The sequence below is a fragment of the Globicatella sanguinis genome (assembly GCF_002847845.2).
Taxonomy (GTDB): Bacteria; Bacillota; Bacilli; order Lactobacillales; family Aerococcaceae; genus Globicatella; species Globicatella sanguinis.
In genome coordinates, this window is sequence record NZ_CP126962.1 from 2,142,287 (window position 1) to 2,167,847 (window position 25,561).

Annotated in this window: 25 protein-coding genes and 1 pseudogene; 20 read left to right on the top strand and 6 right to left on the bottom strand. The window is 37.1% G+C overall.

Annotation, left to right across the window (positions count from 1 at the left end; all coding sequences use genetic code 11):
* Positions 1-41 precede the first annotated feature (41 nt).
* The 6 genes from istA (CYJ72_RS09510) (at position 42) to CYJ72_RS09535 (ending at position 5,386) form a co-directional block, all read left to right on the top strand.
* Positions 42-731, top strand: a complete 690-nt coding sequence (istA, locus tag CYJ72_RS09510) for an IS21 family transposase (protein ID WP_284629595.1) — start codon at positions 42-44, stop codon at positions 729-731.
* Between the two features lie 184 nt (positions 732-915).
* A complete protein-coding gene (istA, locus tag CYJ72_RS09515) occupies positions 916-2,451 on the top strand; it encodes an IS21 family transposase (RefSeq protein ID WP_284629597.1) in 1,536 nt (511 codons plus the stop codon).
* The gene (gene istB, locus CYJ72_RS09520; RefSeq protein WP_284629599.1) at positions 2,451-3,197 is read left to right on the top strand and encodes an IS21-like element helper ATPase IstB; all 747 of its coding nucleotides are present in this window, start codon (positions 2,451-2,453) and stop codon (positions 3,195-3,197) included. Before istA (CYJ72_RS09515) ends, istB (CYJ72_RS09520) begins: the two co-directional genes overlap by 1 nt.
* A 208-nt stretch (positions 3,198-3,405) precedes the next feature.
* On the top strand, positions 3,406-4,176 hold the full coding sequence (locus tag CYJ72_RS09525; protein ID WP_284629601.1) for a Mu transposase domain-containing protein: 771 nt from the start codon (positions 3,406-3,408) through the stop codon (positions 4,174-4,176).
* The gene (istB, locus tag CYJ72_RS09530) at positions 4,176-4,898 is read left to right on the top strand and encodes an IS21-like element helper ATPase IstB (RefSeq protein ID WP_066125666.1); all 723 of its coding nucleotides are present in this window, start codon (positions 4,176-4,178) and stop codon (positions 4,896-4,898) included. Before CYJ72_RS09525 ends, istB (CYJ72_RS09530) begins: the two co-directional genes overlap by 1 nt.
* Positions 4,899-4,948: 50 nt before the next feature.
* Positions 4,949-5,386, top strand: coding sequence for a hypothetical protein (locus CYJ72_RS09535; RefSeq protein WP_284629603.1), 438 nt, complete (start codon positions 4,949-4,951; stop codon positions 5,384-5,386).
* A gap of 33 nt (positions 5,387-5,419) precedes the next feature.
* Here CYJ72_RS09535 and CYJ72_RS09540 read toward each other — a convergent pair whose 3' ends face one another.
* Together CYJ72_RS09540 and istA (CYJ72_RS09545) are read right to left on the bottom strand one after the other, a co-directional pair.
* Positions 5,420-6,160 carry an ATP-binding protein gene (locus CYJ72_RS09540; RefSeq protein ID WP_284628647.1) on the bottom strand — a complete coding sequence of 247 codons (741 nt, stop codon included), beginning with the start codon at positions 6,158-6,160 and terminating at the stop codon, positions 5,420-5,422.
* On the bottom strand, positions 6,153-7,706 hold the full coding sequence (gene istA / locus CYJ72_RS09545; RefSeq protein WP_284629604.1) for an IS21 family transposase: 1,554 nt from the start codon (positions 7,704-7,706) through the stop codon (positions 6,153-6,155). Before istA (CYJ72_RS09545) ends, CYJ72_RS09540 begins: the two co-directional genes overlap by 8 nt.
* 195 nt (positions 7,707-7,901) lie before the next feature.
* On the opposite strand from istA (CYJ72_RS09545), the pseudogene CYJ72_RS11695 reads away from it, so the two are divergent.
* From CYJ72_RS11695 to CYJ72_RS09610, 14 genes and pseudogenes are all read left to right on the top strand, one after another.
* A pseudogene (locus tag CYJ72_RS11695) lies at positions 7,902-8,056 on the top strand (IS21 family transposase); the annotation flags it as partial.
* Between the two features lie 163 nt (positions 8,057-8,219).
* Positions 8,220-8,474 carry a hypothetical protein gene (locus tag CYJ72_RS09550; RefSeq protein ID WP_284629413.1) on the top strand — a complete coding sequence of 85 codons (255 nt, stop codon included), beginning with the start codon at positions 8,220-8,222 and terminating at the stop codon, positions 8,472-8,474.
* Positions 8,475-8,477: 3 nt separating this feature from the next.
* Entirely contained in the window at positions 8,478-9,716 is a 1,239-nt protein-coding gene (gene istA / locus CYJ72_RS09555) for an IS21 family transposase (protein WP_284629415.1), read from the top strand.
* On the top strand, positions 9,709-10,428 hold the full coding sequence (istB, locus tag CYJ72_RS09560) for an IS21-like element helper ATPase IstB (protein WP_284629606.1): 720 nt from the start codon (positions 9,709-9,711) through the stop codon (positions 10,426-10,428). The genes istA (CYJ72_RS09555) and istB (CYJ72_RS09560) overlap by 8 nt, the downstream gene beginning before the upstream one ends.
* 30 nt (positions 10,429-10,458) lie before the next feature.
* The gene (locus CYJ72_RS09565) at positions 10,459-11,097 is read left to right on the top strand and encodes a hypothetical protein (RefSeq protein WP_284629608.1); all 639 of its coding nucleotides are present in this window, start codon (positions 10,459-10,461) and stop codon (positions 11,095-11,097) included.
* Positions 11,094-11,822 (top strand): IS21-like element helper ATPase IstB, encoded by a 729-nt coding sequence (istB, locus tag CYJ72_RS09570; RefSeq protein ID WP_284629610.1) that lies wholly within the window; start codon positions 11,094-11,096, stop codon positions 11,820-11,822. The genes CYJ72_RS09565 and istB (CYJ72_RS09570) overlap by 4 nt, the downstream gene beginning before the upstream one ends.
* A gap of 345 nt (positions 11,823-12,167) precedes the next feature.
* Entirely contained in the window at positions 12,168-13,298 is a 1,131-nt protein-coding gene (locus CYJ72_RS09575) for a DUF3800 domain-containing protein (protein ID WP_284629612.1), read from the top strand.
* A 49-nt stretch (positions 13,299-13,347) separates the two neighbouring features.
* Entirely contained in the window at positions 13,348-14,463 is a 1,116-nt protein-coding gene (locus CYJ72_RS09580) for a phospholipase D-like domain-containing protein (RefSeq protein ID WP_284629614.1), read from the top strand.
* 679 nt (positions 14,464-15,142) lie between these two features.
* Positions 15,143-16,099, top strand: coding sequence for a KAP family P-loop NTPase fold protein (locus CYJ72_RS09585; protein WP_284629616.1), 957 nt, complete (start codon positions 15,143-15,145; stop codon positions 16,097-16,099).
* A 153-nt stretch (positions 16,100-16,252) separates the two neighbouring features.
* Positions 16,253-16,960, top strand: a complete 708-nt coding sequence (locus CYJ72_RS09590) for a hypothetical protein (RefSeq protein ID WP_284629618.1) — start codon at positions 16,253-16,255, stop codon at positions 16,958-16,960.
* Positions 16,961-16,962: 2 nt separating this feature from the next.
* Positions 16,963-17,772, top strand: coding sequence for a Qat anti-phage system associated protein QatB (gene qatB, locus CYJ72_RS09595; RefSeq protein ID WP_284629620.1), 810 nt, complete (start codon positions 16,963-16,965; stop codon positions 17,770-17,772).
* A 26-nt stretch (positions 17,773-17,798) separates the two neighbouring features.
* Complete coding sequence (gene qatC / locus CYJ72_RS09600) at positions 17,799-19,088, top strand: Qat anti-phage system QueC-like protein QatC (protein ID WP_284629622.1); 1,290 nt, start codon at positions 17,799-17,801, stop codon at positions 19,086-19,088.
* Complete coding sequence (qatD, locus tag CYJ72_RS09605; RefSeq protein ID WP_284629624.1) at positions 19,075-19,797, top strand: Qat anti-phage system TatD family nuclease QatD; 723 nt, start codon at positions 19,075-19,077, stop codon at positions 19,795-19,797. The genes qatC and qatD overlap by 14 nt, the downstream gene beginning before the upstream one ends.
* Before the next feature lie 59 nt (positions 19,798-19,856).
* Positions 19,857-20,360, top strand: a complete 504-nt coding sequence (locus CYJ72_RS09610) for a hypothetical protein (RefSeq protein ID WP_284629626.1) — start codon at positions 19,857-19,859, stop codon at positions 20,358-20,360.
* A 450-nt stretch (positions 20,361-20,810) separates the two neighbouring features.
* Here the strand turns inward: CYJ72_RS09610 and CYJ72_RS09615 are convergent, their stop codons facing one another.
* The 4 genes from CYJ72_RS09615 to CYJ72_RS09630 all read right to left on the bottom strand — a co-directional run bounded on the left by CYJ72_RS09615 (position 20,811) and on the right by CYJ72_RS09630 (position 25,473).
* Positions 20,811-21,581, bottom strand: coding sequence for a hypothetical protein (locus CYJ72_RS09615; protein ID WP_284629628.1), 771 nt, complete (start codon positions 21,579-21,581; stop codon positions 20,811-20,813).
* A complete protein-coding gene (locus CYJ72_RS09620; protein WP_284629629.1) occupies positions 21,529-22,887 on the bottom strand; it encodes an AAA-type ATPase lid domain-containing protein in 1,359 nt (452 codons plus the stop codon). The genes CYJ72_RS09615 and CYJ72_RS09620 overlap by 53 nt, the downstream gene beginning before the upstream one ends.
* A gap of 961 nt (positions 22,888-23,848) precedes the next feature.
* A complete protein-coding gene (locus CYJ72_RS09625; protein WP_284629630.1) occupies positions 23,849-24,586 on the bottom strand; it encodes a copper homeostasis protein CutC in 738 nt (245 codons plus the stop codon).
* Positions 24,587-24,588: 2 nt separating this feature from the next.
* The gene (locus tag CYJ72_RS09630) at positions 24,589-25,473 is read right to left on the bottom strand and encodes an ROK family protein (protein ID WP_284629632.1); all 885 of its coding nucleotides are present in this window, start codon (positions 25,471-25,473) and stop codon (positions 24,589-24,591) included.
* Positions 25,474-25,561: the final 88 nt, after the last annotated feature.

Sequence of the window (25,561 nt, forward strand, 5' to 3'; positions counted from 1 at the left end):
TTCCTGTTGGACCCATTATTCTGGCAGGAGGTAGATTAGGAGTGTTAGAAGTGACTGAAATTAATTATATCAGACAACAAGTGAACGGAAAAGGGCATACATATGCAGAGGTTGCGAGAAGAACAAATAGAGACCCAAGAACCGTACAGAAATATGCGGATCTAGATGAATTCCAACCTGAATTGAAAGGAAGGAAACATCAACCCTCTCCGGTTATGGATCCGGTGAAAGAGATTGTGGATCAGTGGTTGAGGGAAGATTTGAAGAAGAAAAAGAAATATCGGAGAACTGCGAAGCGTATTTGGGAGTTATTAAAGGAAGAGTGTGGATTTAAAGGTTCAGACCGAACGGTGAGAGCATATGTCTCTAAGCGGAAAATAGAATTACTTGAAGAGATGGAAGCAAACGATGAGGCAGCTCTTCCGTTAGAAGCAAGTCCAGGGGATGCCCAGGTAGACTTTGGAGAGGCACCGTTTAAGGTAGAGGGAGAAGTCATAGAACTTCCGTATCTGGTTATGTCTTTCCCGTACAGTAATGCATTTCTGGTTCAGGTGTTTGAGTCCCAGAATCAAGACTGTTTCTTGGAAGGCATGAAACGATTCTTTCATCACCTTGGGGGTGTACCTAGAAGAGTTCGTTTTGATAACTTATCACCTGCGGTGAAAAAGATTCTTCCTCATGGAAGACGTGAACTGACGGAGGGATTTGAAAGGTTTGTCTTACACTACTGAATATTGCCATCCCAAAGCTCCACTCGTGCCAATGTGAGCTCCGCCCTTTGCCAATTTTTGCTCCACTTGTGCCAAAAATGACTCCACCCATTGCCAATATGAGCCCCACTTAAATGAATAAACCCCTTATAATAGGCTTACATGCTGAATTCCAGCATGAATATATTATAAGGGGGTATTTTTTGTGATTAATTATCGCAGAATACTGGAATTGACGTTTTCAGGAACGAGTCAGCGAACAATTGAAAGTCTCGTCGGTAGTTCCAGACACACAATTAGGGAGGTGGTTGAAAGAGCTGAAGCTCGAGACTTAAGTTCTCTTGAAGATGAGATGACCAATCAATGGTTGGAGACCTTTCTTTTTCCAGAAAAGACGCCGGTAGCCAAAGGCTATTATCAAGAAGACTGGGAATATGTTCATAAGGAATTGGGGAAGAAGCACATGTCACTGACTTTATTACATAAGGAGTATAAGGATCGCGCTAAAGAGGATGGCTTGATGGGCTATTCCTATCGATCTTATTGTCGCTTCTACGGAGACTATGCTCGCAAGTATAAAGTCACGATGCCATTGAAACGGAAGCCTGGCGAAATATTAGAAGTAGATTGGGCGGGCGCAACTTTATCTTTAAAAGATTTAGCTGGTGGCCCTGATATTGATGTTTATCTCTTTGTGGCTTGTCTGCCATTCAGTCAGCATTTCTATGTGGAAGGCTTTCTAGATATGACTTCTCCTAGTTGGTTGACTGCTCACATTCATGCTTTTGAGTACTTCAATGGTGTCCCAGAACTCTTGTCTCCAGATAATTTGAAAACGGGGATTCAAACGCCCAACTATGCGGAGCCTAAGCTGAATGCTGCTTATCAAGATTTAGCTGATTATTACGGAACCGTTGTTGTCCCAGCACGTGTAGAAAAACCGAAAGACAAACCATCTGTTGAATCAAGTGTCGGGCTAGCGAGTCGTCAAATCATTGCCGCCTTGAGGAATGTCCAGTGTTTCTATCTTCATGAATTAAATGAGCTGATTTTTCAGAAGTTAGAAGAAATTACCACTGCCCCTTTCCAAAAGAAGCTTGGCTCAAGACAGAGCGTCTTCGAAGAAGAAGAATGGGAATATCTCACCCCGGTTAGACAACCCCGATTTCAACTAACGGACTGGAGAGTAGCTAAAGTCCAAACTAATTATCATATCCAAGTAGACAAGAACTACTACTCCGTCCCTTATGAATACATCCAAAGTCAGGTCGAGGTACGCCTCACTCAGGACTTACTAGAAGTTTACTTCAATCAGGGGCGAATTGCATCTCATAAACGAATTCATGGTGACATAGGAATTTATAGCACGAACAAGGATCATATGCCTGACCATCATCGGCTCTATCTGGATCACACTCCCGATTCTAGCCGGAATTGGGCACAAACAATCGGTCCAGCAACCCAAGCACTGATTGATAAGATATTAGCTCAACAGGTGGAGAAGCGAGCGCTAAGAATGATCGCAGGCATTCAACGATTAAAGGAGCAACATTCGCTAGCTATAATAGAACAGACGAGTGAAATCCTACTGGACATCGCTAAGCAACCGACTTTATCGACATTTAAACAAATCATAAAGGAAGAAACGAATCGCCCCACCCATCAAGAGGCAGTTCAACAAAAACAAGATGAACAACACGGTTTTGTCCGAGGGGCAGATTACTTTGGGAGGAAAAAATAATGGTTAAACAAGAAACACTAAATAAAATGAAAGTCATGCGACTTAGCGGGATGGCTGAAGCCTATGAGCAGCAAATGAATAACCAAGACTACCAAGCCATGAGCTTTGAAGAAAGGTTAACTTTATTGATTGACCACGAATATGCCAAGAGGCAGAACAATAAGTTGAATCGGCTAATCAATCAAGCTACTTTTTCCAATCCAGAAGCTTATATTGAAAATATTCATTATCATGCCGACCGTCATTTAGATAGGGATTTAATTCAACGATTAGCGACAGGAACCTATCTAGAAAATAAACAAAATATCATCCTTATGGGAGCATCTGGCAATGGGAAGACTTGGATAGCTAATGCGTTCGGTATCCAGGCTTGTAGGCAATTCAAACGGGTCAAATATATTAGGCTACCAGAGTTGATTGATGAGCTAAAGATCGCCAAACGTGATGGAAGTGGACCCTATCGTAAAATCATAAAGAGTTACAGTAAGTATGAACTCTTAATTCTTGACGAATGGCTACTGACTCCGATTAGTCAAGAGGACTCCCTGTATTTACTAGAAGTGATAGAAGGACGATTAAATAAAACTTCTACTATCTTCTGTTCACAATTCGCTCCAGAGGGCTGGCACCAAAAAATTGAAAGTGTCCAGTTAGCAGATGCCATACTAGACCGCATCGTTCACAATGCCTACCATATCCTCATAGATGGGCAAATTTCCATGCGCGAGCGTATGGGAATACGATAAGGTGTTCCAAGCTTAAAGCCCTTTTATGGGGCTTTAAGTGCTATTAAATGAGGTGGAGCTATATTTGGCACAAGTGGAGCAAAAATTGGCAAAGGGCGGAGCTCACATTGGCACGGGTGGAGCTATTTGATGGCAATACCCACACTACGGTTTCGAATATGAATTTTGTAATCCAGGTTCAGGGAATGAAAAAGGTCATGTGGAAGCAATGGTTAAGTATGTTCGTAATAATTTCTTCTTACCAGAACGAAGAGTATTTCAATTAGACGAATTCAATACCAAGTTGTGGGGAGAAGCTGAAAAAGATCGTCATCGCCAACATTATGAGAAAAAGGAAGAAATCAGTAAATTATTCGAAGAAGATAAGCATGCATTTTTACACTTACCGGCCAAGGAGTATAGTTGTGTACGCTATGAAACTTTGAAAGCTGATAAATATGGGTTTGTCCAAGTGGATACAAAAAAATACTCCACTTCCCCACGTTACGCAAAACAAAAAGTCTTGGTGGCAATCACATATGATCAAGTTACTATCCTTTCGGATAGATACGAAAAAATTGTAAGACATAACCGAATCTACGGAAATGCATCAAAATCAATGGTATGGCAACCCTACCTATCTCTTATGGCCACAAGGCCAACAGCTTTGAAATATACGACGTTCTATGGCCAATTACCGGAACGCTGGCGAAGCTATTTGAATGAATGCACCGTTGAGGAGAAGAAAGAAGCTCTCAAACTATTATCAACATTACTGAAAGAACATAGTTTAGAAAAGGCAACAGAAGCGTTGGAGATAGCTTCTAAAAGGAGCCATCCATCTTCCGAATCAATCAAACAGGTTTTCCATCAACTTATTCACGGGCGAGGTTATCGTGATACGTTGGAGATGAAGCCTAGCATCCCAGTCATGCCAGTCGCTGAGCGAGGGATTAAGAAATATGATGTCTTCTTTTCCTCTGAAAGGAGGCAGGCATAATGCATGAAATGATTCAGGAGTACGCAAAGCGATTAAAACTCAGCTGGATTCGTGAGAATTTCCATACGGTGAACATAGAAGATCCTCAACAATACTTATTAACACTTTTTGAAAAGGAAGTGGAACAGCGTGAGGAGCGTAAGATAAACCTATTATTCAAAACGGCAACGCTGCCGAACGTGTCTGGTAACCCTTTTGATTGGACAGATATTCAATTGGGTCAGGGGTTAAGTCAAGAATCGGTATTAGAAGGAGAATTTATCGAGGCAAAGGAAAATATGATTTTTTATGGTGGAGTAGGTGCAGGTAAAACCTACCTCTCTACGCTCATAGGAATCAATGTCATACAGAAGTATGGCAAGCGAGTGAAGTTCTATACCGTTGCTTCATTGGCAAATGAGCTGTTGGAAGCGAATGAAAAAGGTACGTTGACCAGGCTGTTTAACAGAATAGATAAGCTTGATCTATTAATATTAGATGAGCTAGGCTATATTCCATTGCATAAGCAAGGTGCAGAACTACTGTTTCAAGTGATATCTATGTGTTATGAAAAACGGAGCATTATCATTACTACCAATCTTCAATTCGGACAGTGGAACCATGTCTTTGGCGATCCGATTCTAACGGAAGCCGTAGTGGATCGCCTAATCCACCACTCCCACCTCATTCTGTTTGGGGGTGAAAGTAAACGAATGAAAGAGTCTATGATGATGAAAAATTAGAGGTTGGCAAGTGGTTTACAAAAAGGGCTGCCGTTTCATACATTTTACACTTGCCAAATACAGATTTAGGTTTTCCAGGATCATATCGAACGGTTTGCTACTTTATTTCCGAATGGGAAAATACTCATCAAGAAGAAAAGGACAACGGTTATGAAAGATTGGAACACCCTCCTTGTGAAGCACAAGTGGATTTCGGAGTAATGGAGGCGGTTCAAGATGGTGAAATTGTTGATATCCATGCTTTAGTAATGTCTTTTCCAAATAGCAATTCAGGTTTTTCAGTGCCCCTACCTTCTGAAAATCAAGAATGTTTTCTACACGGCCTTAGTATTCTATTTAAACAAGCTGGAGGCGTGCCAAAAAGGATACGAATAGATAATTTAACACCAGCTGTTTATTCCGCGCTCTCAAGCCCACCTATACGCAGCATCAAGTCCGGCTGTAGCCAATTCAAGGCAATGAGTCCACGCTTCAAGGCAAGAGAGTAGCCATACTCATGGAGCATGGCTATGAATGAAGTTTTATTCTTGGTTGGCAAAATGTTCACGCATATTCAATTGGCCAGCATCTAACCACACCGAGTTATGAACAATTCGGTCCATAATCGCATCAGCATGAACCCCACCACCTAGTCGTTGATGCCAGTCGCTCTTCCTAAATTGAGTGCAGAAGATAGTTGAACCTGATTGATAACGTTTCTCAGTGATTTCAAAGATAAACTTTAAATCCTCGTCTGATAAGTCTTCTAACAACCATTCATCCAAGATAAGCAGGCCATAGTTCGAATATTTAGTAATCAGTTTTTTCATACCACTGGGTTTAAGCGTGGCTTCATCGCGTTCGACCAGAAGGTCAGGAAGTCGGATATAACGGGTTCGAACTTCTAACTTACAAGCCTCTTTACCTAGAGCGCAGGCTAAATATGTTTTCCCAGAGCCTGTGAATCCTTGAAAAACGACATTTCTATACCGATGAAGATAATTTCCTCTAGCCAGTTCTTGAATCACTTGTTGTTTAAGTTCTCGCTTCTCGTAGTAGATGGAGGTGACATCAGCTTCAGGCAAGCGGAAATTAGCCCGTTTGATCAATCCATGGACTTTCTTGTTATATTTCTCTTGATAGAGATAATCAATCGCTAATTGGAGTCGTTCATCAAAGGTCAGGGTGAGTGAATCATTCTCCAGTTCCTGCATTTCTAGCGCACTCACTAGCGGTTCTAAATCAAGCTGTCTCAACTTACGGATACTTTCACTGTTAATCATGATCTTCACCTCCGTAATAGGCTGCTCCTCTAACAAAGCCCATTGGCGGCTCGGGTTCGTGGTTCTCTTCGGATTGAGCTTGAACTGGATTGGTTAAGATGGCGTAGAGATGACGATATCTAGGGGAATGAATTCGCTCTAAGGCGATGTGACAAGCCGTTTCAAGGTCTTCATTCGAAAAAGATTGACTTAATTTGAGAATGGATTGACTGGGTTGGTAGCCTCGTTCTTTTAATGGTACTGTTTCAAAGACTCTTTGAATCACCTTGTGTGTGAAGGGTCCGATTGCTCTGGCTTGATTCAACAGCAAGGTATCATTCACTTGAGGACGATTGAATTGTTCGGGCAAATGCTCAGGGCTTGTCGAGAATTGATATTCTAAATAGCTTGGGAAGCGCTTATGAGTCGCGATACGTTCTTGATTGTAATAAACCTCAAGGAGACGATCTGTCACGCGTAAATCCACCTGTTTGCGAACATATTGGTAAGGGCAGGAATAGTTATTCTTTTGGAAAGTAATGTGACAGTCTAGTTTTACTTTGCGACCATAGACCCATTCTGCCACTTCATACGGTACCAACGGCAAGGGGCGCAAGGTTGGGTGTTCAACGGTTTCAAAAATTTGTTTGCGACTTCCTTCTCGTTTTTGGAACGGTGTTGTATTAAAGAGTGTGATACGTGTCATGATAGCGTCATTGAGTTCGTCAAGACGAGTAAAGATTTCATTTCTCAAAGGAGCAATAACTGCCATCGCAGTTTGATTGACGCCTCCTTCAACGGCAGCCTTTTGTTTAGGTTTCTTTACGCCCGTCGGCATAATCGCCATGACATAATGATCAGCTAAACCTTCATACTGGGCATTCAAAATAATATCGCCTTCTTTAGGATATGAGATAACCCCCGTCTTTAGATTATCACTAATCAGGCGAATGGTTGTACCGCCCAGAAAATTAAAGAGGTTAACATGGCAACGAATCCAAGTATCACTGGTCATATCGAGGGTTCCTTCAACGTAAGTATATTGACTATAAGGTAGAACAGCCACAAAGAGATGCACTTCAATAAAGGCCCCGCTTTCAGGGTCTAAGAGTTGCATTGTCGCTCCAGCCCAATCCACTTGAGTAGAAACTCCAGGTTTATGTTTTAAGTGATTAGTGAGCTTATATTGGTCAATATGCTTATTGTAGTCTTCACAAAACTTACTGTATCCAACTGCAATGCTTTTCTGCTTCTTACATGCATCGACATACTCAGTCCACAACAACTTCAGTGTGACACCTACACGCTTAAGTTCCTCTTGCACATAATCGTAATCAGGCAAGGTATAGAGCGCCTCTGATTGGTGCTTGGAGGGAAAGAATTTTTGATAAACTTCTTGTTCAGATATGTTTTGGATATCTGCGTAAGTTAAATCTAACTCATCCGCACGTCGAAAGACTTCGCTGACAGAATCACGCCCGACTCTTTTTGTCTTAGCAATCATGTTTCTCGAGAGCCCTTGCTCTCTGAGTTCCATAATCAACTTGACTGGTATTTTTCTAGCCATTAAAAACAGCCTCCTTTTAGAATATTTTGAAGACGATGTCTTCAAAATAACTATACCTAAAAGAAAGGCCAAGTTGGACTCCAAACGTGGATTGATTGCCTTGATGTGCGGATTCGGGGTTAAAACAGGGGGTGCCTAGGGGATGCCTTGAATTGGCTACAGCCTGCCTTGAAAGCGTGGAATAATCACAGCAGTAAAAAAACAAGAATAAAAAATGAAGAAGCCCAACTAACCGATGAATTTATACAATTTCAGAATTATTTCGGCTTCGACGTTCAGGTATGTAATCCACGTAGCGCCATGAAAAGGGAAATGTAGAAAATAAGGTTGGGTATGTACGTTATAACTTCTTGTATATGGCATAATTGAAATGTAGTTTACGGCAGTTAATTCATGTTGGTCAAATTCGACCAAAAATATACAAAAAAACCACTTGCCAACATTCAAAAATAACTTTAAACTCCTCGTTAGACCAATAACGTTTGACAGGAGGATATTTAGGAGATGTTAACAGTGGCTGAAGTAAATTATATCAGATATGAAGTGAATCAAAAAGATGAAAGTTATGCAAGTGTTAGTCGAAAGACAGGTTTCGATGCTCGTACAGTAAAAAAATATGCCAATCAAGAAGACTTTGAAGTTAAGAAACCTCAGTGCCGAAAGGCACCTGTCATGGATCCAGTAAAACCAATTCTTGATGAATGGTTGAATGAGGATTCTAAAAAGAAACGGAAATATCGCCGCACGGCGAAACGTTTATTTCAATAGCTTGTGGAAAAGCATGATTTTAAAGGGTCTGAGAGAAGTGTTCGCCAGTATGTTTCTAAACGAAAAAAAGAATTAAAAACAATGGTTGATCAAGCGGCTTTACCTTTAGAATCTATCCCGCGGACAGCCCAAGTGGATTTCGGAACGGCTCCTTTTGTTTATCAATCAGAATCGATGGAGTTACCCTATTTGGTGATGTCGTTTCCTTTCAGTAATACGTTTTATTTTCAGGTTTTTCCTTCGGAAAATGTAGAGTGTTTACTCGAAGGTTTACAACGTATGTTTCATCATATGGGTGGGGTTCCGAGAACCATTCGATTTGATAATTTTAGACCGGCAGTGAAAAAGATATTAGGCAAAGGAGAGCGAAAGCTCACGGATGTGTTTGAACGCTTTGTGGGGCATTATGGCTTTCATTATGAATTTTGTAATCCAGGTAAGGGGAACGAAAAAGGCCATGTCGAAGCGATGGTGAAGTATGTAAGGAATAATTTCTTATTACCGGAATGTCATATTGAAGATTTAGATCAATTTAATGAAACGTTATGGCAAAAAGCTGAGGATGATCGTGATCGTTCTCATTACAAAAAAGATGTGCCAATAGATACGCTCTATCAAGAGGATTGCGCACAATGGCTTCTCCTTCCGGAGAAATCATTTGATTGCGTACGTTATGAAGTAGTTAAAGCTGATAAATATGGTTTTATTACGGTGGATAAAAAACAATACTCAAGTTCGCCTCGATTCGCTGGGGATAAGTTAACCGTTGCGATCACATATCATTCAGTGAGTGTTTTAAATGAGCAACATGAAGCTGTGGTTCATCATTCGAGACTCTATGGTGTTAGACGAAAATCAATGGTTTGGCAACCCTATCTTGATTTATTATCTCGACGACCACGCGCGATTAAGTACACCAGTATCTATGATCATTTCCCAGAAGAATGGACGCGATATTTAAAAGCTTGTACAGAAGATGAGCAAAAAGAAGCTTTAAGATTATTAGGTACGTTACTTAAAAATGATGATTTCACGCTACTGAATCAGGCGCTAAATGATGTATCAGCACAAGGACATCCAAGTGTTGATCAAATTAAACATCGATTCTATTCACTCGTTAATAATCAAGAGGATTATTCAACATACACGCCACAAATGTCTTTACCGGATATGCCTGATATCACAAGAGGACTTGATCATTATGACGCCCTCTATGCGAAAGAAGGTGGAGCGCGTGAATAATCAAATTATAGAATACGCCAAACGCTTAAAACTCAGCTGGATTCGAGAACATTACCACGAGGTGACAGCCGAGTCAAATGAAGCTTACTTGGTTAAGTTGTTTGAAAAGGAAATAGAGCATCGAGAAGAGCGCAAAGTCAACTTACTGTTGAAGCAAGCGCAACTACCTAAAACAGGCCATCAGCCTTTTCAGTGGGAACATATTCAGATTCCGCACGGAATCGACCGCGATACGATTATTCAGGGTGATTTCATTAAGAGACAAGAGAATCTTATTCTTTATGGAGGTGTTGGGACGGGCAAAACTTATTTATCTACGCTCATTGCCCTAAATGCCATACATAGATATGGCAGCCAGGTGAAGTTCTTTACCGTGGCAGGCTTAGTTAACAAGCTTATAGAAGCAAATCAACAAGGACAGCTACCAAAGTTGATGAAACAGCTAGACAAGCAACACGCGATAATTTTAGATGAATTAGGTTATATCCCTCTCAACAAAGAGGGCGCAGAATTACTCTTTCAGGTCATTTCTATGTGTTACGAGAACAAGAGCTTAATCATCACAACGAATCTTCAGTTTGGTCAATGGAATCACGTCTTTGGAGATCCAGTATTAACGGAAGCCGTTATTGATCGACTCATTCACCATTCCCATTTATTAATGTTTAGAGGCGATAGTTTCCGTTATAAAGAGTCATTAATTCATGAGTAGATAGTGATGGCAAGTGGCATACAAAATTAATTGCCGTTTAACGCAATTCCCTATTGCCAAATACAATTAGAAGCTGATCGTAATAGAATACATTACTCTAAAAACGTTAGGATAGAAGATTTATGGCAGGAAGAAAAGAAATATCTACTTGCATTGCCAGAAAAGCCGTACCCTGTATTTAAAGAGGAGCTAGTCAAAGTCAATAAATACAATGAAGTAAAAGTGGATAAAAGATTAATTCATGTACCTAAGGCTACCAATTATAGTCAGCTAAAAATGATACTTACATGGGATCAATTAAAAGTCGTTTCACCTAACGGTGAAATATTATTAGATGACTTTCGTCCATATATGAAAAAACGTAAAGCTTTACCATGGATATCCATCATTAAGACATGGATTCAAAAACCGAGGGTGGTGGAATATTCCCGATATACCAAGTATCTACCAGGAAGAATTAAAGAGTTTTTGTTAGTAGAGAATTTGATTATTCGACGACAAAGATTAGATGGTTTAGCCAATTTATTAGTTACTCATGATATGAAGGTTATTAATGAAAACTTTTATGATTTAATTGCGGAAGAAAAGTTACCTGGCGAAAACGATCCTTATGAGATAGATTGGATTAAATATGATTCGTTAGCTCCTATAGAGGAGGCCAGACAATGAAACAACAAGATATTAGAGAACTCTGCAAAACATTAAGGTTAGCTTATGTTGCGGATGTATTTGAGAAAATTAGTTTTGAAAACCCAGAGCAATTCCTGTATGGGGTGCTTGAAGAAGAATTAAAATTAAGAGAAAATGCCAAAATTGCTCGCTTGATAAAAAAGGCTAGATTCTTAGATAAAAAGAGTCTAGATACTTACGAGTGGACCGAACAGATTCGGTTCCCTCCACATTTAACTAAGGAGGAATTGTGTAGTTTAAATTTCATTGAAAATCGACAAAATGTAGTTTTAGTAGGTTCACCAGGGACTGGTAAAACTCATTTAGCAGCTGGATTAGGAAGAAAAGCTTGTGAACAAGATTATGAGGTCCGTTTCTTTCGAATTGCACACTTGGTTGAGGAATTAGAACAAGCATTGCATAATAACCGTTTATCGGCATTTAGGAAGCGCATGGAAAAGGTAGATTTAGTCATTTTAGATGAAATGGGTTATTTACCATTTAGTAAAGAAGGAGCAGAATTATTATTTCAAATCATTTCAGAGTTTTACGAACAAAAAAGTGTGATAATTACATCAAACTTGGAATTTAGTCAATGGAACAAAATCTTTACAGACTCTAGATTAACAGCAGCGTTAGTGGACAGATTAATTCATCACGCACATATAATTTCATTCCATGGTGAGAGTTATAGACTGTCCCACGCACTGTCAAAAAGGAACTAATTGGGTGGCAAACCTCTGCATTTTTAATTGCATTATTCTGCATTTTTCTATTGCAAAATACAGTTGTTTCTGAGACAGAAAACTGTTCGGCATTCTTCTTCAAAATCATTCTGTTCTATATTGATATTAAGGTCTTCCATTCCTAGTAAAATTTTAGTATTATTGTATGTAGTCATGTGATTTCCTACTTTATAAATTTTTTTGGGCAACTTAATTATAGAGGAAATCGCGGGCTTTTTGTATATAAAAATAGTGCTGGTGATTTCTACACCAACACTAAAAATTATAGAACCTTTTTAAGAAGATGAGTTTACAGAATATTGTATTAATGGTTGTGATGAGAGGGTGAGTAACATAGACGTAGATGAATATAGAAATATGATTAGCGAGTTTTCAGACTTACCACTATTTGATGAAAAGTGTAGCTTTTATTATGATGAAACCGGGAATGTTCGTAAGTTTAGATTGACAGAGAATGGTGTGAATGCAGAAGAAGGCATTGCTAATGATTTCATTCTCGGCGGTGTGTTATTCAAGGGGGATACTCCCCCATGCGATGTAGACAAGTTGTATGATGGACTTAAAATCAAAGCATCAGAAATTAAGTTTAGGACTTTAGCCGGAAGAGGAGCTGATTTCTGGACAACTATAGGCAAGAAACCAATTCAGCAATTTCTTTCATGGCTTGACAGTAGCGGACTCTATGTCCATTATGCTACATTAAATAATATGTACTTTTCTGTCGTAGATATTGTTGATTCCCTATTTGCTGCCCAGCCACAGTTCAATTTCGGATTAGAGTGGGCACAATCTTTGAAGGCCAGTTTACATAGATTTGTTATATCACATATGGATGAGATACTTCCAATACTCCATGGCTACAATTATCCAAGCTTAGATAAAGAAGATATTAAGAATTTTTGTTATGAGCTGAGCGATCTCATACAATCCTATGGTAACGAAGATTTCTATCTAGAGAATTTCCGGCAATTACTGAAAGCAAATGGACGTAAGGGAGAGCTAGTTTTTATTGAAGATAACACGCCTGGTTTATTAGTTGAGGAATATTTCGGACTAAGAGATGGTAGGTGTGCATTTTATAAAGATTCCATGCATTATTTTGATGAAGAAGCTGAGGCAGAAATAGCCTTAAAAAATACGATTTACACTCTAAAAGGTGAGAAACTGTCCAATTTCAAATTCATTAATTCCAAGAATGAGCGACTGATACAGATATCTGATGTTTGGGTGGGCTTACTCGGAAAGTTATTTGCAGAGTTAGATCAGTCTACGCCAGAAATGATTATAAGCAAAATGGAATCGCTGACTCAGGAACAGAAAGAATGCATTCGGGTAATCAACTCTTTAATAGACCGATCTGAAAGACTTCACAGGGGATTGATTCAAAGTGTGAATAGTATTGAGATGGTGCAGTACAGAGGAGCGTTATTGGCGATGATGGATAAGTTGATCTGATGGCTTGCGGATAAATTTAAAAACGGTTACTGTACGGGAGGAGTATTCATTGAAGAAAGAGTATTATTTGTCTGATGCGAAGTTCATATATTCTAAGGATGAGTTAGGATATCAGGAAGTTTTGGATGATTTTAAAAATGCTGAAGAAATTATCATCGTCACTTTCAATATTTCTGAGAAACAGTCCTTGCTCATACAAAAGCTAGCGGAAACTTCTTCAGATACAGAAATAAGTATATTTACAAATATACCTTCGAGGTGGGATACATATTATGGAGACAGTTACAAGAATGCAGCGAGGAGAAAGATAAATATATATCTGACTAAATTAAAACCTGATAGTATTGGGCAGAAAATTAGTGTTTTCTTTAATTTCGAAAACCACGGGAAAATTATAATGACAAATAATCTGGCGTATGTTGGTTCAGCAAATTATTCTGAGGAAAGCAAAAATAACATTGAATTTGGAATAATAAGCCGCGATATTGATTTTATTATATTTTTGAAAGGAGAAATTACAAGAGAACTTGAAAAGTCATCAACTCCATATTTTGAATATGATTATCTTCCATTGCTACTGGAAATAAAAATGCATTTATCAAACTTGTTTGCCCTTAAAGATGAGCTATTTGATCAGGTATACTCTTATTATGACGATTTAGATGGAAAAGGGTATTTCTATAATGATACAGAAGAAAGACTAAATCAGAGAACAATAGATAACATCATGGGAGAGCTGGATGATTGTTCAGAACTTATGGGTAAAATTTATGATGCTGCAGATCAATTGACAGAGGATGAGGAGCTCTTAGAGGAACTGAATGATTATTATGAGACCTTAAGAACTTTAGAAAATCAATTTGAAGACTTATCCTCAAACGAAGAAGTATATGAATTAGCTTGTTTTGATTCTTCAGAACGGGCAAATCAGATAATTCAAGATAAATATAGTGCAGAAGCTTATGATGAATATTTAGAGGGTTATGTTCAGAAGGCAATGGATAGTGTGCATGAAGCATTTCAGGATTTATGTCAGGAAGCAAAAGGGGCATTAGATGAAATGATTAAAATACTAAATGAATATTTGGATTCATCAAAAATAGCACTAGAGAAATTTGAAGAATTAGAGTTTAGAAGGGTAAACGAAAATATAGATAACACATAATGTTAAAGGAGGCCTCAAGTCATGGACACAAATTCAACATTCAAAGGTACTATAATTTCAATCCAACCACGGATCCGTCTAACCAGGTCCTTCGACGAGTCCTCTCATACATATCTTGGTTATGCAATCACCTTAGATGGAGAAATCGATACTCAAAACACCACCTTCTCTGTCGGTATTGGCAAAGTAGCCCATGCTAAACATCAATTCAAAGTGAATGATATCATCAGCGGAGAGTGCGTACCAGTACCGGATCCTGACACTGAACCTACTGAGTATTACAAAGTCTCTAAGCTTAAACTTATCACCCGAAGCACCCCATCTCTAACACATCATCTCCCTGGGAACTGGTGCCGCAGGAGCTGGAAGTTTACAGAGAAAGAGGACACCGCATACTGGCAGCCAGGACATATGACACGAAGTGTAGTAGCTACATGTGGGGAGCTAGGATGCCGGTTGAGATTATTATTGATAATTGGAATACGAGAGGCCGGATAAAATATAGATTTGAAACTTTCTGCTATGGTCCATTAAGTTGCAAGCTGTATAAGGCTGGACCTAAGCGGAAGGTAGAAGGCCGGAACGGGATGGTGTATGTAGAAGATGATTGGGTTGATCAGATGGCGGTGGAGTATCGAGGAGAAGATGAGTAAGACTTTTCAAATACACTGGGGGTGTAATGATGTGGAGAGATAGTGAAACAGAACTTGATTATCTAGACTTTGATTATCTAATTGAAACTGTGAGCAATATTATCAAAAATGATGATTTATTACCTTCTACTATAGGAGTTTATGGTGATTGGGGAAGCGGAAAATCCAGCTTGATTAACATGAGCATTGCTTCATTGAAAGACAATAAGGATACTGAGTGTATATATTTCAATGGATGGCTATTTGAAGATTATGAAGACGCAAAAACTGCCTTGTTGGGAAATATTCTAGACACTATAGAGCGTAACAGGACTTTAGGTGACAATGCTAAAAAATGTATTGCTGGTTTGTATAAAAGCATAGATAAAATGAAGCTAGTGAAAAATGCAATTAGACTTGGAGGAGCATTTCTAACAGGGGGATCAAGCGTTGTAACTGAATTTGCCATTTCTAATGCCTTAGATAACATGTTACCTTCAAAGGACGGCATAATCAAAGAAGATTTGATGGAAGCCATTAAATCTGAGTTGACGGATAAAGAGCTTCGTGAAGATATCAACTCATTCAGAGATAATTTTGATAAGTTACTAAAAGAGACCCAAATAGATAGGTTAGTTGTTTTTATTGATGAACTTGATCGATGCAGTCCGGATACAATATTAGACACATTAGAGGCAATCCGACTGTTCCTATATGTAGGAAGAACTGTATTTATTATTGGTGCAGATGAAAGACATATTTCTTATGCTGTTCAAACCAAGTTTAAAGAAATCGAAGGAACCGGTATTGACATCGGTAAAGAATATTTAGAAAAAATTGTACAGTATCCGGTAAGAATACCAAGGTTAAGTACCCGGGAAGTAGAACTTTACATATCACTACTTTTTATGGAGAAAGATTTGTCAAAAGAAGAATTTAAAAAGACTATTGAATTTATTGATGATAAGAAGACTAATAATTTTTTTGATTTTCAACTTGATTAAGGACTGATAAAAGGCTTTGATGAAGATATCGCAGATAAAGTAAAATTGAGTCTAGAGATATCAAAACAACTATCTTCAGTATTAGCTAATGGTTTAAATGGAAATCCCAGACACTGCAAGCGATTTTTGAATTCTATGGAAATGCGACTTAACATGGCTCAATACAAAACAATTGAATTGGATCGAAAAATCTTAGCAAAAATTATGATGCTCGAGTATTTCAAACCAAGAATGTTTGCAGAATTAGTAAGTGCACCAGTAGATTTGACCGGTAAAATAATAGAATTATCAACACTTGAAAACAAAGAAAGTGAATCTTTGGAAAAATTAGCTTCATGGAAAGATGATGAATGGGTAAAGTCTTGGTTAGAGATGCAACCTGCAATTGGTGAAGAGGATTTACGACCGTATTTCTATTTCGCAAGGACTACACTAGATAATCGATATGAGATGTCTAAGATGAAGTTAAGTAAGATTGCTAATGATGTATTAAGAAATTTGACAGCTGGGACGGATTCAGGAATACGCAGTGCTTGTGATAAAGCAAAGGAAGTAAATGAGTATGAAGCTGCTTTGATTATTGAACATCTAATATCACGAATTACCAGCTCAAGTGATATATCGGATATCCAATTAAGATCATTGTTAGAATGGGGAGTGCTTAAAAAGGAAGTGCATACAGAAATTATTAATGGATTAGATGCCGTTAGTGGGACTAGGATAAAACCATCACATATACCAAGAGTAATGAACTTTGGAAAAGAAATCAATCAAACACAAAAAGTTGATGAAATTTTTGATAGTTGGATTAAGAACAATCAAGCTCTAAAGACTATTATTGAAGAAGAAAGGGGAAATTAATTATGGGTACTTCAAGTATTTTTGATGGACCAGTAAAATCATTGCTGCCTAGTGATTATGACGATAACGATGATAACTATTCCCCAGAGGACGCTGACTCGCCTGAAGATAATGATGAGGAAAAATCACAAGGAACTCCTTATAGATGGAAAGATGCAAAAGATGCGATGACCAGGTATGTAAAAGGCACCTCATCTAACAGAGGTAAAGTCATGAGTAGATATGTTGGAGCATCTGGTGGTTCAAGGCAACTTTCCAGATCTTCAACTTCAGGAAAAAGTGCAGCAATCAATTTAGGTAGGGTTATTCAAGCTTTTAGAGAGAATGGTGTTGAAAATACGCTACAATCGTTACAAATTGATTTTGTTGGAAGGAGCGCAAAAGAAGTTTTATCAGAACTTGTGAATGTTATCTCCGGTAATGCAGACACAAAGGAAGACATTGCAGCAAGGTGGGCTTCGGGTGAAGCTATTTCTGAGCTATATAATATAGTTCTCGAAAACAATGAGGATATAGAATCATTAAGGAAGATAGACGAACCCACATTCAGTAAAGTTATTGAAGTCTTTATGAGTGAATACATCTTTAGTCGAGTAATGAGTGATTTACAAAGCCGTTTTGAAAAGTATGAAAGTAATCCAAAAGAGGCAGTCAAGAAAGAACAGGAGCTTAAAAATTATATAAAAGTAAAAGTAGAGTTGAGAATGCGGGAAATGAAGCCAGAAAGTAAAGATTATCGCTCAAGTAGTATTCACAAAGAAATGAATAAATTGTTCCAGACATGTTTTAAAGCTTTCGAAGGCTACGTATAAAACTAAGTATAAGGGGGTGCGCTAGATTGATTAATATTGTTTATAAATTTTCAAATTCTGAAGAGTATAGTGTCGAAGGTAACAGTATTACATGTAGTTTCGAGGATTATAGGTATACTTTTTGGAAGAGCAAATTAGAATTGCTGCCAGAATTCCCTTCAAATGAGGCTATAGATCTATTGGTAATATCATTAGCTGTATATGGGGCAGATAGAATAATCAAAAGAAAAGATTCATTTAATGCCTGGAAGAGAAGTATTCATTTGCACATACCAGTGCTTAATTCAGATTTATTAGAAGAAAATGTGGAGTTGTTGAAACGTACGATTAATTTCCTTACAGGGGATAATTGGGAATTTACATTCAGAGATAGAGAATTGACACTAGAAGAAATAAAGATAAGAGACCAGATGAAGCAAACGAGAATTGATAAACTTGACATCAATAAACTGTGTATGTTTTCAGGAGGTCTTGATTCGTTTATAGGTGCTATTGATTTATTGGAAGATGAAAGCAAGGAGATTATTTTCGTCAGTCATTATGGCGGAGGAAAAGGTACATTAGAATATCAAGAAGCTTTAAGAGAAGAGTTGATTAAAGAGTATTCCTTATCTAAGGACAATTTTTATTCTTTCTATGCTGCTCCCAATGGTGGAAAAGAAGAAACTATGAGATCTCGGTCTTTTATGTTTTTCAGTCATGCAATTGCGTTAGCTGCTTGTTTTAAGAAAAGGCTAGAATTAATTATACCGGAAAACGGATATATTTCATTGAACATACCACTAACTTATTCTCGAACTGGAACCAGCAGTACAAGAACAACTCATCCACATTATATGGAATTGTTTCAAAATTTATTAAATAATTTAGGTTTAGAGATTACCTTATATAATCCATATCAATTTAAAACAAAAGGTGAAATGGTTACGGAGTGCAAAAATAAAGATTTTTTATCTGGAAATATTATAAACACAATGTCATGTTCCCATCCCGATGTAGGGAGAATGCGAGGAGAAAGTGAGACCCAACATTGTGGAACGTGTTTGCCATGTATTATAAGAAGAGCAGCAATTAATTCTACTAGAATCGATGATAGGACATCTTATTATGATAAGGATTTTTCATCAGGGAAAACAGCTAGAAAAAACTTGAACTCATATTTGCTTGGCCTTGAGAAGTTTGATTCTGAGAGAGCATACCTCGACATTCAAATGTCTGGACCATTAAATTCAAATCTTGAACAATATGAATCAATTTTTAAGCGAGGTATTGCTGAACTAAAGGAAGTGCTGAAAGATTATCATGAGAATACTTAAATATGACACACATACGCATCTTGATCTATATGATGACTTTGAAACAAAACTCAAATATATCGAGAAAAATGAGGTTTATACCATAGTGATGACAAATGTTCCAAAACTTTATAAGAAGTATAAAGACAAATACCCGAATTTAAAATTTACTAGATTCTCGCTAGGTTTACATCCAGAACTAGTCATTCAATACGGCAATCAACTTAAATTGTTTTTGGACTATTTACCTGAAAGCAAGTACATAGGCGAAATAGGCCTAGACTATTCAAAAGGTATAATTGTAGATCAGAAACAAATTTTTGAAAGAATTATGGAATCTTGCAACACTTTTGAAGATAAAATTATTAGTATCCATAGTAGAAAGGCCACAGATAGTGTTATTGATATTGTTGGAGAAAGCAAGAATAAGATAATTCTTCATTGGTTTACTGGAAGTAAGAAAGAGCTAGAACGAGCTATAGATAAAGGATATTATTTTTCAATCAATAGTGATATGTTGGTTACAAAAAAAGGAGCGGCACTTATTTCAGATATCCCCTTAAATAAATTATTAATTGAGAGCGATTCTCCATTTACAAAACAAACTAGAAACAACTTTACTATAGACTATTTTGATGATTTTTATATGAATGCATCTAAAATACTGGGTAAAACTGTAGATGATGTTGAGTTCCTGTTTAGTGAAAATTTCAGGACTCTACTTAAATAGAATAACTGAGATAAGGAATACTTAGGGAAAGATGAGTCATTTTAATTGGTGGTGAAGCTATGAGAGCGCAGTTGTATTTAGATAAACGAATACGAAAAATGCTCAAAGAACCATTTGAGACCTTTGCAAAGACTTATCATGAAAGAGTTATACCGATATTTTCCTCATTAGAGGAAGAGTCACAGGCTATTGCTGATGAGAAATATGAGGATTTTGGAAAGTATTTTAATCCTGAAAGCGATGATCCTGCAGACTATGCAGAAATGGCATGGGAAGCAGGACTCGAACATTATGAGAGTATGTCATTCATGCAGTACAATATGAGATTAATGTGGATTTCAACCCTATATCAATTCTGGGAACAGCAAGTTAGAAAATTTGTCTATGAAGAAGTGACGAGGACTCATAAATTTATCGATAAAAAGGGTAATGAGGTCGCTTTTGCAGGCTTCTGCACCCGTGGAATCGACGATATAAAAGAAGTGTTCAATGAGTTTGGACAAGATTTAGAGAAGCTCAATTCCTGGTCTAAGATTGAAGAACTAAGACTACTGGCTGGCTAATGCAATTAAACATGGAGACGGATGGTCTGCTACAAAGTTAAAACAACTGAGGCCGGACTTCTTTGATTCAGGAGGCATTTCAACTGATTTACTTGACTTGTACAAGACAACGCTTGGAGAACGAGTGCTAAATATCGATGACAGTGAGTATGAGACTTATTGTGATGCTATTACTCAATTTTGGGATGAACTTCCTGATGTGTTGTACTCGAAATAAAAATTTACGCAGATTTGTGAAATGGATATCCCTATTTGGAGCATAAAGTGAAGATAAGACACTAATGAGAATGATAATTATTAACGAATAAGAAGACCATGATTGGCAGTTTTGCAGCTGCTAGCCATGGTCTTTTTTTGTGCCTTTAAAATAAAATTGAAAGTCTGGTTCGTCATCGTCTACAATTAATTCAGGAATGTTATACATAACATCTGTTACTTCTTTACTAACGCTTATGTTGCCACAATCAGCAAGAGATCGGCGAAGCTTAATTTCACCAACTTCTGTTGTAATAACGTATTGATCTCTATGCCTTTTAATATACGTGATGTTTCTCTAGAAAATCCATTTCGTTGAAGTGTTATGGATAGCGGATTTGTTGTTCCATACTCTACATATTCATACCAGTCATTTGGGAATGATTCTACATTATGAAACCTCATATATTCTGATGAAAATCGAAAGAAGTAATTGGAAATACTGAAGAGAATGACATTTTCAATAACCTGTAGCGTATCAGAAATAACGAGATTCCGATGTCTTAAGGAATCATCATATCTTACTGGTTTCCAGTTATCCCACACACAAGTCTCCGGGTTTTGGCGTTTAAATTCGAGTGCCTCTTTTATAATAAAACTTAGACCTGTCCCTTTTATCCATTGAGATAAAATAACAGCATACCACCTTAACAATCCATGATTTCCTTGTTTGCTTACATGTCCGAGTGTCTGCTTTTCGTATATTTCCCATTTGAAGATCTTACAAAGCTTTTCCAGGAAACTCATTAAATCGTTATAATCAATATTTCCATGTTCATTAAGTGCAGGGTATGTAAGTCCTTTAGCAGTTGCTGATGTTAGATTGTCTACCTGATCCGCAGAAATATTGATGTCATCGTCTATTCGCTCAGTTTTTGTACTGAACTTTTCAATGATGATAGACTCAATACGCTCATTTAAGAAAGGTTGGAATTGACTCCTTACAAAGCTGATGGTTACGCTCAACTTTATCCAAATAACGATAAATTTTACTCCGACTAACTTGCAAATCAGCTGCCGTTTCTGTAATCCTTCCATGATTCTCTTCTAATTTATAGCGAATGATCTCTTCAATATATTCTTCTAAGCTAGGGGGATTATAAGATATCACTTTGTTTATTAAATCTTCTCGCATAGGGTATTTTAATAAGTGGTTAAAGGTGAATTTCACTTCAGTTTCATTGATGACGCTGCTTTTGGTATTGATGATCAGATATTTAATGATATTGGTTAACTCATCATAATTTTCTGGCCATTGATAATCTTTTAGAATATGCATCGCTTCTGTTGTATAGGTACTCACTATCCCTTCGTGTATTGCATTTAGATGAAGTGTTACAATATCAATTATTTCTTCAAAATTTTCTTGTTGCCCTGATAGTGGCTCCATATAGATTCGATAACCTGAATTCCAGGCGCTACTAAGTTCGGGATGATTGTCATTGAGTTCATATATCACAATCATTGATAACTGGTGTTTATTATGGTTTATTATTATTTGCGTTTGTGCATGGTTAAGTTGTTCAACGTGACTCAAGATGATTATGATATTTTCTTGCTTTAATCTTTCTGGCCATAACTTCCAAAAAAGTTTATCGATATAGCGACAATCAATTTGATAGATAAATTGATTAGAAAGTTGACTTGCTAAAAGATTAGCCAGTCTTGATTTTAAAGTATATTTTTCACCATAAATAACGAGGACTGAATAATGACTAAATAATTGACTAATGTTCAGTTTACGACTCTTCTCTTGTACGGACGAGTAAAAGCAATCATTTTGAATTTGAGTAATTATTTCATCTATTGTTAAAGTTTTAATAGCCGGATGCTTAATCGATCGGTATAGTGGAATTTTTTCAAATTGATATAAATTAAAAAACGAATCCTTCCAAGTAATAGCATCGCAGTTGACTTGATAGCACTTGTTAACTTCATCAGTAATAACAGGGTGTTCATCGGTAAAATTTTGTAGTTGTTCTTGTAACAGTTCTGCTTTTAAATTAGGAAACTGAGAAATAAGAATACGATTTTGTTGATCAGTGACAGCATATTTCAAAGATAATTTTTTTGTCAGTTGATTTTGAATATGAGCTTGTAATAGCGACTGCTTGATGGGCATCACTATGTTTATGATTTCGCTATATTTCGAACGGATGGTAGTATCATCTAATGTATCGGGGATTCGTTTGACTTGGTATAATTTTAAAACTGAATAAAGGACAGGACTACAGATGTAATATTGATATTGGTTCAGAATTGAACGTGACATATCTTCTTGAAAATTGGTTAAGGATTTGGTTACGATGGTGGGGTATTCGACATTTAGATGTTGGCATAAATCCTCGGTTATCTCAATGAACGACGGCTCACCGACTATCAGTGTCTTATTATGGTATTGCTCATGGTAGTGAGAATTCTTAATAGTTTGAAAGGATTATTTTCCACTGTAAAGACGGGAAGAGTGGTATATTGCCGAATGTCCGTCAATGGATATCCATAACTTAAGACTGCATCAAAATTTTGTTGATGTTGTTCGAGATATTGGAAAGCGTTAGTCGGCTTGTCAGTTAGAATAGTTACTTTAAGATTGTGAAAATACTTGGCGCAGTGCTTGAATTTTTCAACTAAATAGTAGTCAGAAGTGATAATAATAAGATTGACTTTCATAACAAACCTCCGTGTCTCATTTTAAGACATTTTATCATAGTTTATTAAGAAATTCATAAGTTTGTCGCTTAAAAATTTTAAATTTTATGAAAATGAAAATAAATTCAAAAAACATGGGTTTTCGTGTCTCAAAATGAGACACGGTGAAAATTTATGAAAGCAAAATCCGAAGATTTTGCCTAATTTTTTGACAAAAAAGTCAAATGAAAGCTTTTCATGACATTAATGTGTATTATTGAAAATAGACAAGTTGCAAAGATGGAAATAAGGATGATTGTGAAAAAAGAAAATGGAAGGAATGAAATAATTAAACAAGAGTTTAAAAGAAAAATAACCAATAAAGGTGAAAAAGTGTGTAGTAAAATATGTTAGGAAAGGATAAACAGCAAATGCGACTTAAAAAAGCAAAACGTAAAAAAACAAAAATAGATGATGTGAAAGAAATAGAGTTGAAGATTACAAAAGACAAACAAAAAATAAAATAGTATAAAAATTATTTTTTAATGAAAAAACCTCTAGCAACTTTTGAATACTACCGCAAAAGTATACTAGAGAATAAATCCTTATTTTGTAACAACACGCACCAACTCTCTTACTTTCTCCATCGAAACCACATCATAGGCGAGAGGGGAAGGGTTATCGGTATAAGCATAGCTGACACCGTGATTTTCAGTTGTAGGGTCTATCCGCCAATCTTTACAAGATGAGTGAATATTGGTGATACCAGTCGTTTGCATTAATTCATTAGCGTTTCCTGCATTGACGCCGCTACCCATAATAAATGCTACTTGTCCGCCAAATCGTTCTTGTACCGATGCTAATTGTTCAGCTGCTTGTGGTGCTTTGTCTTGTTGACCACTGGTTAAGATACGATCGATATTGAGTTTAACTAATAATTCAATCGTGGATTCATAATTTTCAACAACATCGATTGCCCGATGAAAGACCGCCTCTTTGCCATATTGATGAATTAGGCGAATCATCTTTTGAGTCCGTGTTGTATGAAGGGTAAGGTCCTCGTTTAGAAAACCAAAGGCGATGCCATCGGCACCTTGTTCAAGTAACAGTTTACAGTCCGCCATCATCAATTCAAACTCTTTTTCACTATAACAAAATCCTCCACCACGTGGGCGTACCATACAGATGACTTTTAAGTCGGTATGACGTTTAGTTAAAGTGAGGCTTGCTAAACTAGGGGTTAAACCACCAAGTGCAAGGGCAGAGTTTAACTCAATTTGTCTAGCACCGCCACCATAGGCTGCTAAGGCATCTTCATAACTTCCACAACAGATTTCGAGCATGATTATTCTCCTTTATTCTTTCTATAGATATTTAACCAATGTTTACTGGCACCAATCAAATTAGCATTGTTTCCAAAGTAACAACGCGCTATTTTGGGGATTATGACATTTGAAGGGATTTTTTCAATGATTTCTTTTATTTTATTTTCTACTAATGGGATGAGTGCCGGTTCTTCACTAACGCCCCCACCAATTAAAATAACATCAGGATCTAATATATATTGCAAGTTGTAACATTGAACGGCTAATTTTTCAACAAACTCATTGACTACTTGTATAGCTTGAGGATTTCTTTGATGGTATCGATGGAAAATTTCGATTCCGCTAGTTGGTAGATCGAATTGATTGACCATCCCTTGGGTTGAGCCGACAATACTCCATATTTCCCATTGTTGATTGGACTGTTTAAATAAAGAATAACCACATTCTCCTGCTAATAAGTGATTTCCTTTATATAATTGATTATTGATCATAATGGCGCCACCAATCGAAGTCCCAATAACAATCGATATGACATTTTGATATCCTTTGGCGGCGCCTAACCAATGTTCAGCTAATATTGAACAATTGCCATCATTTTCTACACTAACCGGTAATTTATATTGATTCATTAATAATTGGGGCATGGTTTTGCCGAAAGCTTCTAAAATCGGATTTCCATCGCCAATGGTTAAGTTTTCTTGACTTGCCAATCCAGTACAACTAATTGCAATTCCTTTGAAAGGATTTGTAGCATATATTTCAAGATGATTAAGTAATCTTGATTCAAAGGTTTCTAGTTCATGCATTAATGTTGGAAAGTGAGTTTGGTGTGACACTTGACCTTGTTCATCGACTAATCCTAATTTTACATTGGTTCCCCCAATATCAATTGCTAGTAATTGCATATTCCCCCTCCTTATAAGTCATTATCTTCATTGTATCAAATCATGATAACAGATAAAATGTTTTATTTCGGATATGATAAGGGAATTA

Coding starts and splice junctions, on each gene's coding strand:
- istB (WP_284629599.1), top strand. CDS start 2,451: ATGGTTAAACAAGAAACACTAAATAAAATGAAAGTCATGCGACTTAGC.
- CYJ72_RS09525 (WP_284629601.1), top strand. CDS start 3,406: ATGGTTAAGTATGTTCGTAATAATTTCTTCTTACCAGAACGAAGAGTA.
- istB (WP_066125666.1), top strand. CDS start 4,176: ATGCATGAAATGATTCAGGAGTACGCAAAGCGATTAAAACTCAGCTGG.
- CYJ72_RS09540 (WP_284628647.1), bottom strand. CDS start 6,160: ATGATTAACAGTGAAAGTATCCGTAAGTTGAGACAGCTTGATTTAGAA.
- istA (WP_284629604.1), bottom strand. CDS start 7,706: ATGGCTAGAAAAATACCAGTCAAGTTGATTATGGAACTCAGAGAGCAA.
- istB (WP_284629610.1), top strand. CDS start 11,094: ATGAAACAACAAGATATTAGAGAACTCTGCAAAACATTAAGGTTAGCT.
- CYJ72_RS09585 (WP_284629616.1), top strand. CDS start 15,143: ATGATGTGGAGAGATAGTGAAACAGAACTTGATTATCTAGACTTTGAT.
- CYJ72_RS09590 (WP_284629618.1), top strand. CDS start 16,253: ATGGCTCAATACAAAACAATTGAATTGGATCGAAAAATCTTAGCAAAA.
- qatB (WP_284629620.1), top strand. CDS start 16,963: ATGGGTACTTCAAGTATTTTTGATGGACCAGTAAAATCATTGCTGCCT.
- qatD (WP_284629624.1), top strand. CDS start 19,075: ATGAGAATACTTAAATATGACACACATACGCATCTTGATCTATATGAT.
- CYJ72_RS09610 (WP_284629626.1), top strand. CDS start 19,857: ATGAGAGCGCAGTTGTATTTAGATAAACGAATACGAAAAATGCTCAAA.
- CYJ72_RS09620 (WP_284629629.1), bottom strand. CDS start 22,887: ATGTCACGTTCAATTCTGAACCAATATCAATATTACATCTGTAGTCCT.
- CYJ72_RS09625 (WP_284629630.1), bottom strand. CDS start 24,586: ATGCTCGAAATCTGTTGTGGAAGTTATGAAGATGCCTTAGCAGCCTAT.
- CYJ72_RS09630 (WP_284629632.1), bottom strand. CDS start 25,473: ATGCAATTACTAGCAATTGATATTGGGGGAACCAATGTAAAATTAGGA.